The 16880-nt window shown below is 44.3% G+C and carries 15 protein-coding genes and 1 tRNA gene; all 16 read left to right on the top strand.

Translation table 11 applies throughout. The annotated features are described in order from the left end of the window. The first annotated feature begins 111 nt into the window (after nt 1–111). Complete coding sequence (gene mraZ / locus ACFSTG_RS01120; protein ID WP_380747622.1) at nt 112–579, top strand: division/cell wall cluster transcriptional repressor MraZ; 468 nt, start codon at nt 112–114, stop codon at nt 577–579. Next, the gene (gene rsmH / locus ACFSTG_RS01125; protein ID WP_380747624.1) at nt 566–1462 is read left to right on the top strand and encodes a 16S rRNA (cytosine(1402)-N(4))-methyltransferase RsmH; all 897 of its coding nucleotides are present in this window, start codon (nt 566–568) and stop codon (nt 1460–1462) included. Before mraZ ends, rsmH begins: the two co-directional genes overlap by 14 nt. A 14-nt stretch (nt 1463–1476) precedes the next feature. Further along, nucleotides 1477–1794, top strand: a complete 318-nt coding sequence (locus tag ACFSTG_RS01130) for an FtsL-like putative cell division protein (RefSeq protein WP_380747626.1) — start codon at nt 1477–1479, stop codon at nt 1792–1794. Between the two features lie 6 nt (nt 1795–1800). Next, nucleotides 1801–3807 carry a penicillin-binding protein gene (locus tag ACFSTG_RS01135; protein ID WP_380747628.1) on the top strand — a complete coding sequence of 669 codons (2007 nt, stop codon included), beginning with the start codon at nt 1801–1803 and terminating at the stop codon, nt 3805–3807. Beyond that, nucleotides 3804–5267, top strand: coding sequence for a UDP-N-acetylmuramoyl-L-alanyl-D-glutamate--2,6-diaminopimelate ligase (locus ACFSTG_RS01140; RefSeq protein WP_380747630.1), 1464 nt, complete (start codon nt 3804–3806; stop codon nt 5265–5267). The genes ACFSTG_RS01135 and ACFSTG_RS01140 overlap by 4 nt, the downstream gene beginning before the upstream one ends. Nucleotides 5268–5297: 30 nt before the next feature. Next, entirely contained in the window at nt 5298–6542 is a 1245-nt protein-coding gene (gene mraY, locus ACFSTG_RS01145) for a phospho-N-acetylmuramoyl-pentapeptide-transferase (RefSeq protein WP_380747631.1), read from the top strand. Between the two features lie 5 nt (nt 6543–6547). Continuing rightward, nucleotides 6548–7918: a UDP-N-acetylmuramoyl-L-alanine--D-glutamate ligase gene (gene murD, locus ACFSTG_RS01150; RefSeq protein ID WP_380747633.1), complete on the top strand. Its 1371-nt coding sequence runs from the start codon at nt 6548–6550 to the stop codon at nt 7916–7918. A 31-nt stretch (nt 7919–7949) separates the two neighbouring features. Next, nucleotides 7950–9161, top strand: a complete 1212-nt coding sequence (locus ACFSTG_RS01155; protein ID WP_380747634.1) for an FtsW/RodA/SpoVE family cell cycle protein — start codon at nt 7950–7952, stop codon at nt 9159–9161. Beyond that, nucleotides 9158–10261 carry an undecaprenyldiphospho-muramoylpentapeptide beta-N-acetylglucosaminyltransferase gene (murG, locus tag ACFSTG_RS01160; protein WP_380747636.1) on the top strand — a complete coding sequence of 368 codons (1104 nt, stop codon included), beginning with the start codon at nt 9158–9160 and terminating at the stop codon, nt 10259–10261. Before ACFSTG_RS01155 ends, murG begins: the two co-directional genes overlap by 4 nt. After that, a complete protein-coding gene (gene murC, locus ACFSTG_RS01165; RefSeq protein WP_380747637.1) occupies nt 10262–11614 on the top strand; it encodes a UDP-N-acetylmuramate--L-alanine ligase in 1353 nt (450 codons plus the stop codon). Next, the gene (locus tag ACFSTG_RS01170) at nt 11604–12320 is read left to right on the top strand and encodes a cell division protein FtsQ/DivIB (RefSeq protein WP_380747639.1); all 717 of its coding nucleotides are present in this window, start codon (nt 11604–11606) and stop codon (nt 12318–12320) included. The genes murC and ACFSTG_RS01170 overlap by 11 nt, the downstream gene beginning before the upstream one ends. A gap of 3 nt (nt 12321–12323) precedes the next feature. Further along, on the top strand, nt 12324–13661 hold the full coding sequence (gene ftsA / locus ACFSTG_RS01175; protein WP_380747641.1) for a cell division protein FtsA: 1338 nt from the start codon (nt 12324–12326) through the stop codon (nt 13659–13661). Nucleotides 13662–13731: 70 nt separating this feature from the next. Further along, a complete protein-coding gene (gene ftsZ, locus ACFSTG_RS01180) occupies nt 13732–15738 on the top strand; it encodes a cell division protein FtsZ (RefSeq protein ID WP_380747643.1) in 2007 nt (668 codons plus the stop codon). 134 nt (nt 15739–15872) lie between these two features. After that, on the top strand, nt 15873–16325 hold the full coding sequence (locus ACFSTG_RS01185; RefSeq protein WP_380747645.1) for a GatB/YqeY domain-containing protein: 453 nt from the start codon (nt 15873–15875) through the stop codon (nt 16323–16325). A gap of 199 nt (nt 16326–16524) precedes the next feature. Next, a complete protein-coding gene (locus ACFSTG_RS01190; RefSeq protein ID WP_380747647.1) occupies nt 16525–16782 on the top strand; it encodes a GIY-YIG nuclease family protein in 258 nt (85 codons plus the stop codon). Then, a tRNA-Arg gene (locus tag ACFSTG_RS01195) sits at nt 16760–16833 on the top strand. The genes ACFSTG_RS01190 and ACFSTG_RS01195 overlap by 23 nt, the downstream gene beginning before the upstream one ends. Nucleotides 16834–16880 lie beyond the last annotated feature (47 nt).

The raw sequence follows: 16880 nt of genomic DNA on the forward strand, positions 1-16880 counted from the left end.
TTGGTTTCTCTGCCCCTGCCGTCCGGTGGGGTGTAAAATTTATTAACAATGTGGTAAAAAGTGGTAAAATGTGGTTTAAAATTCAATATATTTGAATCGTAAACTATTCAGGTGGTAAATCTCATTGGAACATATGAATGCAAGGTAGATGCCAAGGGGCGTCTCATGGTCCCTGCTGCGATAAAAAAGCAGCTGGTGCCAATTCTGCAGGAAGGTTTCGTTCTTAAACGATCGGTCTTTCAGCCGTGCCTGGAATTATATCCCATGGCGCAGTGGAACCAGCTGATGAAAAAAATGGGAGGCCTCAACCGCTTTAACAAAAAGAATAATGACTTCATTAGAAAATTTACTGCGGGAGTCAAAATGGTCGAGGTTGACACCAACGGTAGATTACTGATCCCGAAAGACCTGATAAATTTTGCTGAAATAAACAAGGAGATCGTCTTGTCTTCGGCGATTGATATTGTGGAGATCTGGGATAAACAAAAATATGAAAATGCCATAGACGGAGGTACGGAAGATTTTGCAGATCTCGCCGAAGAAGTCATGGGAAACGTAAATGAGAATGAATTACCATAATCCGGTCTTACTAAAGGAAACTGTCGATGGGCTCAATATCAAGCCTGATGGCATCTACGTGGATGTCACTTTTGGCGGTGGCGGTCATTCGCGCGAGATCTTGAGCAGGTTGGGTCCCGAAGGGAAGCTGTTTGCTTTTGACCAGGATAAGGATGCTTTGGAAAATGCAATAGACGATCCTCGATTTACACTTATAAACGAGAATTTCAGGTTCCTTAAGCGGTTTTTGAGGTTTTACGGAATCAAAAAGGTTGACGGTATACTCGGGGATTTTGGGGTTTCTTCTCATCAGTTCGATGTTGCTGAAAGAGGGTTTTCCACTCGCTTTGAGTCGAAACTGGATATGAGGATGAACCAGCAAAGCACGTTGAGTGCCTTTGAAGTGGTGAACAACTATGATGAAAAGCAATTAAAGGCGGTTCTTTTTAATTACGGGGAACTTCGAAGTGCTCCTAAAATCGCAAAAACAATAGTTGCTGCGAGAAAGGAAGGAGAGATCTCTACCAGTGAACGTCTAAAGGAGGTGTTGAAACCTTTCCTGCCCGTGGGGCGGGAACACAAGGTCCTGGCTCAGGTTTACCAGGCGATAAGGATCGAGGTGAACCAGGAGATCGAAGCCTTAAAGGAATTTTTGCTCCAAACCCATCAATTACTTAACAAGGGTGGAAGGCTGAGTCTTATCTCCTATCACTCCCTCGAGGACAGGCTGGTGAAAAGGTTCATAAGAAACGGGATGTTTGAAGGGGAGCCTGAAAAGGATTTCTACGGAAATATTTCGGTGCCGTTCAGGAAGGTTGGTAAGATGATCACACCTTCTTCCGAAGAGATAAAGAAAAACAATCGTGCAAGGAGTGCAAAGCTCAGAATTGCAGAAAAAATATAGGTCCTGAAGGAAAGATGAAAGAAAGCTTTTACGACATATTAAAAGGAAAGTTTTTAGTGAGTAACGATGCTTTCAAGAACTGGAGATTCATCCTGTTCTGCACCCTGCTCGCAATCATTATGATAGGAAGTTCTCACAGTGCCGAGAGAAAGGTGCACGAGATCGCCCGCATGAACAATGAGGTAAGGGAGCTTAGAAGCCAATTCGTTGACAGCAGGTCCAGTCTTATGCGTTTAAAAATGGAATCAACCATAAGCAGGAGAATGGCAACTCGTGGGATCAAACCTTCAGATGTTCCTCCTACCAGGATAATAATAAAAGAAAAAAAGTAAGCTTTAATGGCTACCACAGAAAAGAAAATATTATACAGGATATACGGTGTTGCGGCATTGATGTTCCTGCTTGCCATTTTTGTGGGGCTTAAGCTACTGGATATTCAAATTATGGAAGGGGAGAAATACCAGCAGATCGCGCAGGACCGTACCTACCGTAATTTTACCATTCCGGCAAATCGCGGGAATCTTTATGATTCCGGCGGAAATTTACTGGCTACTTCAATCCCTAAATATGATATAAGGTTTGATGCGGTCACAGTATCTGACAAGAATTTTGAAGCTAATATTATTCCTCTTTCCGAAGAACTTTCAAAGATGTTCGGGAAACCGGCTGCCAAATTTGCTAAGGATCTGCGTACGGCCCGGGTCAACAGGCACCGGTATTATCTGGTTGCGCGCAATCTGGGGTATTCAGAATATGTAAAGATCAAAAGTTTTCCCATGTTCAATCTGGGTGCAAACCGGGGTGGGATCATTGTGGAACAGCGAACCGTAAGGGAACACCCGTTAGGGAAAATGGGGGAACGAACCGTGGGTTACGAACGGCAGGATGATAGCGGGTACTATACCCGTGTAGGACTGGAAGGGGCTTTTGGCCCATACCTTAGAGGGAAAGAAGGCCGGAGGTTAAAACAGAAAATAGCAAAAGGCCAATGGAAGCCTATTAGCGATAATAACGAGGTGGAACCAAAAGACGGGTATGACCTTATTTCTACTATTGATGTGCAGATACAGGATATCGCGCATCACGCTTTATTACAACAGCTTGAAAAATATGAAGCAGATCATGGGTCTGTGGTGGTAATGGAAACCAAAACCGGCGAGATCAAAGCGATCTCAAATCTGGGTCGCACCGCTCAGGGTACCTATTTCGAAAAACTGAACTATGCCATTGGAGAATCTCATGAACCGGGATCTACTTTTAAGTTAATGGCATTGGTTGTCGCCCTGGAGGATAAAGTGATCGATACCAGTACTGTGGTAGATACCGAGAACGGGATCATGACCATTCACCGTAGAAATGTGCGGGATTCAAAAAGAGGTGGCTACGGAAAGATCACTGCAGCTGAAGCCTTTGAGGTCTCTTCCAACGTGGGGATAGTGAAAATGATCTACGAGAATTATAAGGATCAGCCTCAAAAGTTCGTTGATGGCCTTAAGAGAATGCACCTGCATGAAGAACTGGGGCTGGCAATAAAAGGAGAAGGTATACCCTATATCCCAACCCCGGGAGATAAGACCTGGTCTGGTCTTTCATTACCTTGGATGGCTTATGGGTATGGTAGTATACAGATCACACCACTTCAAACCCTCACATTTTACAATGCAATAGCCAACGGTGGGGAAATGGTAAAGCCAAGATTCATAAGAGAGGTAAAGGAGTGGGACAAGACGATTGAGCGCTTTGATAAAAAAGTCATCGATCCCGCAATATGCAGCCCTGAGACCGTTTCTAAGGTAACAGAGCTAATGAAGCACGTGGTGGAGAGAGGAACCGGAAAAAGCCTTTATGATCCTAATTTTTCAATGGCAGGAAAAACAGGTACTGCCCAAACAGAATACTGGAAAGAGGGATGGGCTTCCAATCCGCAGTATATATCTTCTTTCGTGGGATTCTTTCCCGTGGAAGAACCAAAATATTCCTGTATCGTGGTAATTCACAAACCAAATAACAAGGTAGGGTATTACGGAGCTGATGTTAGCGGACCTGTCTTTAAAAGAATCGCACAAAAGATCTTTACAGATACCCCGGTAATCGATGAATTCGAAACACTTGAAGTTACCAATCCTGAGGTTGAGGAGAATTATCAAAAATATTTTGCAACCGCAAGAGAGTATAAAGAAGTAATGCCAAACCTCAAAGGTATGCCAGCCATGGATGCTGTCTCGGTCCTGGAGAATATGGGCCTCAAGGTTCAATTATTAGGAAAAGGGGAAGTAAGCGGGCAGTCGATAGAACCGGGGACCAAAATAGAAGAGAATAAGGTTATAAAATTGAAATTAGGGTGAACATTCTAAAAGACATATTATATAAAGTGCCTCTCGAGGCTGTGGTGGGAAGTACTGCCGTGGCTATAAACGGGATCCATTTTGACTCCAGGAAGGTTTCCCTTAATGACGTTTTTGTCGCCATTGAAGGCACCGTCTCCAATGGACACGATTTTATTGATAAAGCAGTAGACCAGGGTGCTTTGGCTGTGATCTGCCAGGTACTGCCAGACACGATTGTGAACGGCGTAACCTATGTGCAGGTTAAAGATTCCCAGCAGGCACTGGCTTTTATGGCCGCCAATTACTATGAAAACCCATCTGAGAACCTTAAACTGGTTGGCGTTACAGGCACCAATGGAAAGACTACAGTGGCCTCGCTGTTGTACCAGTTATTCACAAAGGCCGGATTCAAAGTAGGATTACTCTCAACCGTACAGGTGATGGTGGCAGAGGAAAGCTTTAAGGCCACCCATACCACCCCCGATTCCCTTACCATAAATTCATATTTGAGAAAGATGAATGAGGCGGGGGTAGAATTTTGCTTTATGGAAGTGAGCAGCCACGGCATTGCTCAACACAGAACCACCGGACTCACATTTGCCGGGGGGATATTCACCAATTTGACGCACGAGCATCTTGATTATCATAAATCATTTGCAGAATACCGGGATGTGAAAAAAAAATTTTTCGACCAGTTGCCGGCTTCGGCGTTTGCGCTTACGAATGTTGACGACAAGAATGGAAGGGTCATGATTCAGAATACCAGGGCAAAGAAATACACCTACGCGTTAAAATCTGTAGCCGATTATAAAGCCCAGATACTGGAAAATGATTTTGGGGGATTATTCCTGAAGATAAATGACAAAGAGGTGTGGACCAAATTGATCGGGACTTTCAACGCCTACAATATCCTGGCTATCTATGCGACTTCGGAATTATTGGGGTTGACTACGATTGAAAGTCTAAAATATATAAGTGAACTAGAAGCCGTGAGTGGCCGGTTCCAGTATTTTATTTCCGAAGGAAAAGTTACTGCGATAGTTGATTATGCCCACACGCCTGATGCCTTGCAGAACGTCCTGGAGACGATCAACAGCATACGTACCAAAAATGAAGAATTGATCACCGTAGTGGGATGCGGAGGAGATCGTGATCGCACTAAAAGACCTAAGATGGGCCACATAGCCTCAGCTTTAAGTACAAAAGTAGTCTTCACCAGCGATAATCCACGTACTGAAGATCCCGATGCGATCATTGAAGAGATCGAAAAAGGGGTGGAGCCACAGAATTTTAAAAAGATCACCTCTGTCACCAACAGGAAACAGGCAATAAGAACTGCTTGTCAAATGGCGGGTAAGAATGATATTATACTAATTGCAGGGAAGGGACACGAAACCTATCAGGAGATCAACGGAGAGCGAAAAGATTTTGATGATCTAAAGATCGTGACCGGGATATTAAAAGAAATGAATAAATAAATCTCTTCTGTAGAGAAGAATCAATAGCGTATGTTATATCACTTGTTCGAATACCTTGAGAGTGCCTATACCTTCCCTGGAGAAAGACTGTACCAGTACATTTCCTTCAGGTCTGCGATGGCTATCATTTTCTCACTGGGTATTTCGACCATTTATGGAAAGCGCATTATTAATTACCTGTTGAAAAAGCAGGTAGGGGAAAGTGTGCGTGACCTGGGCCTTGAAGGCCAGACAGAAAAGGCCGGAACTCCTACAATGGGTGGGGTGATCATCATTCTTGCTACCCTTATCCCGGTACTGTTGTTCGCGAAGCTTGACAACATCTATGTGATCCTTTTGATCGTAACCACATTATGGATGGGCGCTATTGGTTTTCTGGATGATTACATCAAGACCTTCAGGAAAGACAAGGAAGGACTAAAAGGTATTTTTAAGGTCATTGGACAGGTTGGTCTTGGGATCATTGTGGGTGCTACCATTTATTTTCATCCCGATATCACCATTAATGAGAATCCGCAACTTCCAAGGTCTTCACAAGCGGTGGAGTTGATCTCTTCTGCAGATAACCCTGTGATCTCTTCATCTTTTGAAGAAAAATCTACAAAAACTACCATTCCGTTCGTGAAGAACAATGAGTTTGACTACGCGAGCCTTATTTCCTGGATCAACCCCGAATGGGCAAAGTATGCCTGGCTGATCTTTATTCCCATCGTGATCTTTATTGTAACTGCGGTTTCCAACGGGGCCAATCTAACAGATGGAATTGACGGACTCGCTGCGGGCACCTCGGCAATTATCGTGTTGACCCTGGGTATTTTCGCCTGGGTCTCGGGTAACATAGTGTTTTCAGATTACCTCAATGTAATGTACATACCCCGAACCGGGGAAATGACCATTTTTATTTCTGCTTTTGCAGGGTCATTGGTAGGATTTTTATGGTACAATACCTTTCCTGCCCAGGTCTTCATGGGGGACACGGGGAGTCTTACCATTGGTGGGATCATTGCCGTGCTTGCACTGGCCACCCGAAAAGAATTGTTGATACCCATTTTATGCGGGGTGTTCCTTATAGAGAATTTGTCGGTAGTGATGCAGGTAGGCTGGTTTAAATACACCAGGAGGAAATATGGGGAAGGAAAAAGGATCTTCCTGATGTCCCCGCTGCACCATCATTTTCAAAAAGCCGGTTTTCATGAGAGCAAGATTGTTGTGAGGTTTTGGATCATTGGGATCTTTCTCGCCATCGTGACCGTAGTTACATTGAAATTAAGATAAACAACGTGAAGAAAAAGGAAACAAATAACGCAAAAAACACTTCCGGATTCCTGGCCATTCTTGGTGGAGGGGAAAGCGGAGTGGGCACAGCCATTCTTGCAAAAAAGGAAGGCTACCGCGTGTTTGTTTCAGACCTTGGTAAGATAGGGGAGGCTTACAGGCAACTTCTGGAAAAGCATGCTATTGAGTGGGAAGAAGAAAAACATTCCGAAGAAAAGATCCTTCAAGCAGACCTGGTGATGAAAAGCCCGGGGATACCTGAGGATGCTCCTTTGGTGAACCTGTTAAGAGGAAAAGGAATCCCTGTTATTTCTGAAATTGAATTCGCAGCCCGTTTCACAGATGCACTCCTTATTGGAATAACCGGAAGCAATGGTAAAACCACCACCACAAAGTTCACCCATTTCATTCTGAAGAATGGAGGCCTGAATGTGGGAATGGCCGGAAACGTAGGGCAGAGTTTTGCGAAACAGGTGGCCGAAACAGATGCCGATCATTATGTGCTGGAGCTAAGCAGTTTTCAGCTGGATGGAATAATAGATTTTAGACCGCATATTGCTGTGATCACCAATATCACTCCGGACCATCTGGACAGGTACCGGCACAATTTTGAAGAGTATATCGCCTCAAAATTCAGGATCACCAAAAATCAGACAGAAGAAGATTTTTTAATATATGATGCCGATGACCCGGTAATAGAAAGATGGCTTAAGAAAAACACGATACGCTCAAGAAAACTACCGTTTTCACTTCAGAAGGAGATAGAGAACGGTGCCTTCATCAAGGATGAAAAAATGATTATTACACTAGATAATTCCCAATTAACCATGCCAACATCAAACCTTACCCTAGAGGGGAAACATAATGCCAAAAACGCCATGGCAGCAGCTACTGTGGCTCAATTATTAAGAATAAGAAAAGAAACCATCAGGGAGAGCCTGTCCAATTTCCAGGGAGTGGAGCACAGGCTGGAAAAGGTGCTTAAGATAAACAACGTTCAATACATCAATGATTCCAAGGCCACTAATGTGAACGCTACCTATTACGCCCTTGAGAGTATGGAGTCTGAAACCGTATGGATCGTGGGCGGTGTAGATAAAGGAAATGAATACTCAGACCTTTTACAGCTCGTGAACGAAAAAGTTAAAGCCATCATCTGTCTTGGGGTAGATAATACGCCAATCCTGGAAGCTTTTGGGAACTGTGTCGATACCATCGTTGAAACGCGTTCAATGGAAGATGCAGTGAAGCAGGCATACAAGCTTGCGGAAAGAGGCGATACCGTATTGCTCTCTCCTGCCTGTGCAAGTTTTGACCTGTTCAAGAATTATGAAGACCGGGGAAGACAATTCAAGGAAGCAGTAAGAAATTTATAATTAATAAAATACTTTAAAAAGAGCATTTTCAATGACCGACTTTTTTTCCAGGATAAAAGGAGATAAAACTATTTGGGCGTCGGCCGGATTGTTGGCAATATTTTCATTTTTGCCGGTCTACAGCGCGAGTAGTAATCTTGCCTATCTCTATGGGGATGGAAGCACTTTCCATTACCTGGTCAATCATTTTATCTACCTGTTCCTGGGGTTTGTCATAATGTTCTTTGTACATAAGGTACCCTATCACTACTTTATTGGTCTTTCCATCCTGGTGCTCCCGGTACTCATCCTCCTGCTTATCTATACGGTCTCGCAGGGAACGGTAATAGAAGGGGCCAATGCCAGCAGGTGGATCTCCTTACCTTTTCTCAACAAGACTTTCCAGACCTCCACATTGGCATCGGTTGTGCTGATCACCTATGTGGCAAGGTATATGGCCAAAATGAAGGATAAAACCTTTTCTTTCAAGGAATCCATACTCCCCCTGTGGGTGCCGGTGGCCCTTGTGCTGGGACTTATTTTGCCAGCCAACTTCTCCACCACAGCCATACTTTTCGCGATGGTTTTGCTGGTAGTGTTCATAGGTGGTTACCCGGTAAAATACCTTCTGGGGATTCTCTTTACAGGGATCATCTTCCTCTCGATCTTTATGCTTACGGCAAAAGCCTTTCCTGGGCTGTTCCCCAACCGGGTAGATACATGGATTAGCAGGGTTGAGAACTTTGCAAATGACGAGGACACAGAGGCAGATTATCAAATAGAAAAAGCAAAGATCGCCATTGCAAGTGGAGGAATAACCGGAGTGGGAATAGGCAAAAGCGTACAGCGAAACTTCCTGCCACAATCATCTTCAGATTTTATTTATGCGATCATCGTAGAAGAAATGGGTTTGATTGGGGCTTTCGGGGTTATGCTGGCATACCTTATGTTATTTTTCAGAATTATCATAGTGGCAACCAAGGCAGATACTGTCTTTGGGAAACTGCTGGCTATAGGCGTGGGTCTGCCCATAATTTTCCAGGCGCTGGTGAACATGGCAGTTGCGGTAGAACTTTTCCCTGTGACTGGTCAAACTTTGCCGTTGATAAGTAGCGGGGGATCCTCGATATGGATGACGTGTTTAGCCCTGGGAATCGTGTTGAGTGTAAGTGCGAAACGCCAGGAGGAGATCCAGAAACTGGAACGGGAAGAACGTTCTGCGGATGATGATAATCCGCTTGAAATTTTAAGTGAGGCAATATGAAAAAAGATCTGCGAGTAATCATTTCCGGAGGCGGTACGGGGGGACATATTTACCCGGCGATCTCTATTGCCAATGAAATAAAACTGCGATATCCGTCGGCAGAGATCCTTTTTGTAGGGGCACAGGACCGTATGGAAATGCAGAAAGTACCTGAGGCAGGTTACAAGATAGAAGGTTTGTGGATAAGCGGACTTCAGCGCAGGCTTACTGCCAAAAACCTGCTGTTTCCTGTGAAATTGGTTAAGAGCCTCTGGAAGGCCAGGGATATCATCAAAAAATTCAGGCCAGATGTGGTTATCGGGACAGGCGGCTTTGCCAGCGGACCACTTTTACAAATGGCGCATCGGGAAAAGATTCCTACGGTGATCCAGGAACAGAATTCATATCCGGGTATTACCAATAAGTTACTTGCCGGAGGAGCTAATGTTATTTGCACTGCCTATCCGGGAATGGAGAGATTCTTTCCTGCGGAAAAGATCGTATTGACGGGAAATCCTGTACGCCAGGATCTGTTGGATGTCGCAAATAAGAGGGAAGAAGCCCTTGCTTTCTTCGGAATTGATCCAACTAAGAAAACCGTGCTTGTACTGGGTGGAAGCCTGGGTGCCCGCATGATAAACAGGTTGGTGGAAGAGAATATAAAAGAATTCGGGAAGAATGATCTGCAATTGATATGGCAGACCGGAAGCCTGTATTATGAAGAGTACAAAAAATACGCAGAAAAAAATAATGTGCAGACTTTCGCCTTTTTGAAACGTATGGACATGGCATATGCGGCGGCAGATATTATCATCTCCAGAGCCGGGGCAGGCACAGTTTCGGAATTATGTATTGTGGGTAAACCCGTAGTTTTTATTCCGTCGCCAAACGTTGCCGAAGATCACCAGACAAAGAACGCAATGGCGGTGGCCGAAAAAGATGCTGCGGTGGTGCTTTCAGAAAGTCACCTGGAGCAGGGTTTCAGATCAATTTTCTTTCCGCTGGTGGAGGCGGAGGACAAAATGCAGAGCCTTAGCAAAAATATCAAGAAGCTGGCGAAGCCTTTCGCTACGGCCAACATCGTAGATGAAGTTGAAAAATTAATTACACCTGTAAGCTAAATGGCATACTACGAGTACATAAAGAATATATATTTCATCGGGATAGGTGGTATAGGGATGAGTGCCCTGGCCCGGTATTTCAGTTCCCAGGGGAAGAATGTGGCGGGATATGACCGTCACAGAACCGAACTTACCTCCCGGTTGGAAACTGAAGGCATTCCGGTGATCACATCGGAAGAAGTGGAGGACCTGCCTTCAGGTTTTAACGAAGGGGATACTTTGGTGGTTTATACGCCGGCCATTTCCAGGGACAACAAACAATACAATCATTTCGTCGCTGCAGGTTACCAAATGGAAAAAAGAGCTGCGGTTCTTGGAAACCTTACTAAACATCATTTTACCCTTGCGGTGGCCGGTACTCATGGAAAAACCACCACCAGCACAATGCTGGCCCATTTGCTGAAAGCAACGGGAGCAGAGGTGACCGCCTTTTTGGGAGGAATAAGTGAAAATTATAATTCCAACCTGATTCTATCGGGAGATAAGGTCATGGTTGTGGAAGCCGATGAATTTGACCGTTCCTTCCTGCAATTGGAACCAAATCTGGCCGCCATCACCTCTATGGATGCCGACCATTTAGACATTTATGGAGAAGATGCCCAGATAAAGGAATCCTTTCATGCTTTTGCAGCTTTGGTGGCTGAAGACGGGAAACTGTTCTTTTCCAATGGCCTTCCGTTACAAGGCATATCCATTGGAGTTGAAGACAACGCCGATGTGAGTGCCCAAAATGTGAAAATTGAGAATGGATGTTATCATTTCGACCTTAAAACAATTGAAAAAACCTATCCGGATCTTATGCTCAGGCTACCGGGAAAACATAATCTCCAAAATGCGGTCATGGCTTTGGCAATGGCACTTGAATTCGGTGCCCCCCCCGAATTGCTTGCCGAAGCTCTGGCTTCATTTAAGGGAGTAGAGCGTAGGTTCTCCTACAGGATAAATACAGATAAGTTGGTGCTGATTGATGATTATGCACATCACCCTGCAGAAATAACTGCAGTGCACCAGGCAATACGTGAAATGCATCCCGGGAAAAGAGTACTGGCGGTCTTTCAGCCGCACCTTTTCAGCCGGACGAGGGACTTTGCAGATGACTTTGCAAAAAGCCTTGGTCTCTTTGATGAGATACTCTTACTGGATATTTATCCGGCAAGGGAGGAGCCCATTGAAGGGATCACTTCGGAATGGCTTTTTAAAAAAATAACAAACCCGAATAAACAACTGGTTGGGAAAGAAGAACTTTCAGCGGTGATCAAAAGTAAGGAACCTGAGGTCGTGGTTCTTATGGGAGCCGGTGATATTGGTGAGGAAGTCGAAAAAATAAGGAAAAAACTGACAGGTGAAAATTAACTGGAATTACATAAAAACATTCTTGCTCATTGGCGCTGTGTTCTTTTTATTTGCATTCGCTGAAAAACGCAATAATTCCCGCGTACTTTCCGAAGTAAATCTAAATTTCACCAACAGTGAAAACCTCTATCTCACTGAAGAAGCGGTTAATAAATTGTTAATACAAAATGAAGTAAGGGTTCGAAGTGTAGGGAAAGAAAAGTTAGATTTGAATAGGGTGGAAACCCTGCTGGAAGCACACGAAATGGTTGAAAATGCTGAGGTTTTCATGACGGTAGACGGAAAAATGGGAGCCAGTATCACCCAGAGAAAACCATTGGCCAGAATGATGGGAAATGTACAATATTACCTGGACCGAAATGGTGAAAAAATGCCGCTCTCAGAATTTCATTCTGCCAGGGTCCCTTTGGTAACGGGAGTAACAGAAGAACACCTGCAGGAAGTACATCCATTGGTGAATTTTATTGGGAATGATGAGTTCCTTACCAGGCACGTGACAGGCCTTCACCGGTTATCAAACGGCAAGTATGAAATTTACCTCAGAAAACTTGATTTTGTGGTGATGTTGGGAACAGTAAGCGAAATTCAAACGAAGTTTAAAAATTTTAAAGCTTTCTATCAAAAAGCAATGAAGGATAAGAAGCTGGACGCATATCAAAAAGTGGATCTACAATTTGGGGACCAGGTTGTGTGCACTAAAAAGTAAAATATGGAACAAAACGACATCGCAGTAGGGTTAGATATAGGAACTACCAAGATCGTTGCCATGATCGGCCGTAAGAATGATTACGGAAAAATGGAGATCATCGGGATTGGAAAGGCCAAAAGCCTTGGAGTACACAGGGGGGTGGTGAATAATATCACCCAGACCATACAATCCATTCAGCAGGCTATTCAGGAAGCTGAAGCCGATTCCGGGATGAAAATAAAAGATGTGGTGGTAGGCATTGCCGGCCAGCACATTCGAAGTTTACAGCACAGCGATTATATTACCCGCCCAAATCCGGATGAGGTGATTGACGCTTCAGATATTGAGCAGCTTTGTAACCAGGTTCACAAACTGGTAATGCTTCCGGGGGAAGAAATCATTCATGTACTTCCGCAGGAATTCAAAGTAGACGGGCAGGCAGAGATCAAAGAGCCTATCGGAATGTACGGAGGAAGGCTGGAAGCAAATTTCCACGTAGTGGTTGGCCAGGTTTCTTCTATCAGGAATATAGGCAGATGTGTGAAAAGTGCAGGGCTTGAACTTTCTGCAGTTACTCTGGAGCCGCTGGCTTCTGCGAACGCAGTGTTGAGTCAGGAAGAGAAAGAGGCCGGCGTAGCCCTTGTAGATATAGGGGGTGGTACCACAGACCTTGCTATTTTCAAGGATGGGATCATAAGACATACTGCTGTGATACCGTTCGGAGGTGGTGTGATCACAGAAGACATCAAGGAAGGCTGTTCGATCATTGAAAAGCAGGCGGAGTTATTGAAAGTGAAATTCGGATCGGCCTGGCCGGGAGAAAATAAGGATAATGAGATCGTTTCTATTCCCGGGTTGCGTGGAAGGGAACCAAAAGAGATCACTCTTAAGAACCTTTCAAAGATCATTCACGCCCGTGTAGTGGAGATCGTTGAGCAGGTTTATCTGGAGATCAAGAATTACGGTCACGAGGAGCAGAAGAAAAAATTGATTGCGGGAATCGTATTAACAGGTGGAGGCGCACAACTAAAGCATATCAAACAGCTGGTAGAATACATCACCGGTATGGACACGAGGATTGGATATCCAAATGAGCACCTGGCTGGCGACAGCGATTCAGAGACGACCAGTCCGGTCTATGCTACGGCGGTAGGACTCGTTCTGAATAGTCTTGAAATCGTTAAGAAACAGCCTCATGAGGAACTCATGGAAGAAGCGGCCGAAGATGAGATCGCGGCAGATAATGGGATAGAAAGAGAAGAAGTGAAGGAAGAGCACCAAACGATCAGTCAGCCGCGAAGAACAATATTTGAAAAATGGTTTGAAAAGTTCAAGGATTTTTTAGACAACGCCGAATGATCTGAAAGTTCGGCAGATAAAATACTATGAAAAGAAGAAAAAGAAGTAAACAACCAGTAAAACAGAATTTATGAGCAGCACAGAATTCGGAAACATTTCATTCGATCTCCCCAAGAATCAATCGAACGTTATAAAAGTTATTGGTGTAGGTGGAGGCGGTAGCAATGCGATTAATCACATGTTCCAGCAAGGGATCAAAGGTGTTGATTTCGTGATCTGCAACACAGATGCACAGGCACTTGAAAACAGCCCGGTTCCTAATAAGATCCAGCTTGGTGTAAGAGAAACGGAAGGACTTGGTGCAGGCGCTGATCCTGAAGTTGGGCGCAAAGCCGCAGAGGAAAGTTTTGATGAAATAAGAGGACTTCTCGATACCAATACCAAAATGATCTTCATCACCGCTGGAATGGGTGGTGGTACAGGTACAGGAGCCGCTCCTATTATTGCAAAACAAGCGAAAGATATGGGAATACTTACGGTGGGGATCGTAACTATACCATTTCAGTTTGAAGGTAAAACAAGATGTGAACAGGCCCAACACGGAGTGGAGAACCTGCGTTCGCATGTGGATTCCTTAATTGTAATCAACAATAACAAACTTCGTGAGGTCTATGGAAATCTCGGGTTTAAAGCCGGATTCTCAAAGGCAGATGAAGTGCTGGCAACTGCCTCCCGAGGTATAGCCGAAGTAATAACCCATCACTACACGCAAAACATTGACTTGCGGGACGCGAAGACCGTTCTTAGCAACAGTGGTACCGCAATTATGGGATCTGCACAGGCTACCGGGGGAAATCGTGCTCAGGATGCCATTTCCAAGGCACTTGATTCCCCACTGCTTAACGATAATAAAATAACCGGAGCCAAAAATGTGTTGCTGCTTATCATTTCAGGTTCCGAAGAAATTACCATTGATGAAATTGGAGAGATTAGTGACCACATCCAGGCAGAAGCCGGACATAGTGCCAACATCATAATGGGTGTTGGGGAAGACGAAAGTCTCGATGACTCTATTTCGGTTACCATTATCGCTACAGGTTTTGATGTTGAACAACAAAATGAGATCGTAAATACCGAGACGAAGAAAATCATCCATACGCTTGAAGATGAGCAAAGGGCTGATCACGAATTGTCTCCTAAAAAAACATCTTCTACCTACAATGCTGCACCCAAAAAGGAGGAGAAGAAGATTGTTCATACCCTTTCTTTAGAGGAGGATGAGGCCGATGAAGAGCCGGAGTGTAGTTCCACTTCGGAAGAAGTAAGGAATATGTACGTAGAGTATGAGGAGGTGAACCCGGTGGAGGAAGAATTCATCATTTCAGACACAATAAAAGATATTGAGGTAACTGATCCAGAAGTTGTTCAACCGACTTCCCAGGAGCAGTTCATGATCACTTTTGACTTTCCCAGGAATCAGGAAGACACCAGGAACCGGGAAGCAGAAAAACCGCAACAAAAGGTGCAGGAGGACAAACAAGAGCCACATGCTTCACAGGAAAAGATCGTACACCGGCTTTCTGAAGAAGAATTAAAGGATCTTGAGGTGAACGAGCCTAAAGAGGTTTCTCCCGTTGCCAAACATAATCAAAATGGGGTGACCCGTTATTCTCTGAGCGATTACATGGAGGTGGAGCAGATGCTCAAAAATTCGAATCCAACTCCGAAGCAGAAAACAGAACCTGAACCAGAACTTAAAAGTAAACCTCAGGTTGAGCCTGCACCGGAAAGAAATCCGGTTCCTGCTTCAAAGCCTGTGAGTCAATCTCCCAAAACAGAGGAACCAAAAACTACTCCTGAAGAAGTAGATCCTTTCAACAATCCAATTTCTGAGAACCTCATAGAGCGGGCTGCGGAAAGAAGGGCCAAAATGAAAGAATTCAACTATAAGTTCAGGAATAACCTGTCAAAGGTTGATGAGTTTGAAAAACAACCGGCGTATAAACGTCATGGCATAGAGCTTGACAATACCCGTCCGGGGGAGGAAAGAATGTCCCGTACCACCTTAGGTACCGGAGAGGATGACGAAATAAGATTCAGAACCAACAATTCTTATTTGCACGACAATGTTGATTAAATAGTTCCCCAACTATTTTTTAAGCCCGAAGCCAGCCCCCCGGTTTCGGGTTTTTTATTTTATATTCAGGAAAGATCCCCTCTTGCTTTGGGGCATTTAAGTAAGTATCTTCGCAATTACTAAAATTTACGGAAATGAGTTTACAGGATAAAGTAATGACCGAAATGAAAGCTGCCATGAGAGCTAAAGACAGCACCAGGCTGGAAGCCTTAAGAGCAGTTAAAAGTGCTATACTTCTCGCGCAGACAGATGCTGCAGGGAAAGATGGTTTGAATGAGGAAGAAGAATTAAAATTGCTTCAAAAGCTGGTAAAGCAGCGTAAGGAAAGCGCGGCAATATATAAGGAGCAGGGAAGAGAAGACCTGGCCGGCCCTGAGCTTGAACAGGCAGCAGTGATAGAACAGTTCCTTCCGAAACAGATGAGCGAAGAAGAGATAGAAAAAGAAGTTGAAGACATCATTAGCAAGACCGGTGCAACCGGGATGCAGAATATGGGGAAGGTTATGGGAATGGCTTCAAAGGAACTTGCCGGAAAAGCTGACGGGAAGACCATTTCTGTAGTAGTGAAGAGGAAATTGGGAAGTTAGAAATACGAATTTAGAGGCAACAGGTTTAAAGTATAGAGGTATTAATTCACCTTTTATATTAGTTGGAAATGGCAGATTTTTCTTTGTCGCAGTTTAAAGTTTTTATGTAAATTGCGCCTTCTTAAAAGGCCCCGTGGCGCAACTGAATACCCGCCCGTACCGAACGGTACGTTCGGGCGGGGCGCATAAACATTTAGCTATGTACTATGTTTATGTTATTTATAGTTCTAATTTCGATGAATATTATATCGGAATGACAGATGCTCTCAACAGAAGGCTGGAAGAGCATAATAATGGGAAAAACAGATCAACAAAGGCATACAGGCCTTGGGAAATGGTCTACAATGAATCGTTAGATTCGAGAGAATTAGCGAGGAAGAGAGAAAAGTACTTGAAATCGGCTGCAGGAAGAAGGTGGAGAAAAAAATTTATTAGGCCCCGTGGCGCAACTGAATAGCGCATCAGATTTCGGCTCTGAGGGTTGCAGGTTTGAATCCTGCCGGGGTCACTTAAAGCAGAACGTCCGCACGAAAGTGCGGACTTTTTTGTTCCCTG

This window comes from Salinimicrobium flavum (assembly GCF_042684505.1).
GTDB lineage: Bacteria > Bacteroidota > Bacteroidia > Flavobacteriales > Flavobacteriaceae > Salinimicrobium > Salinimicrobium flavum.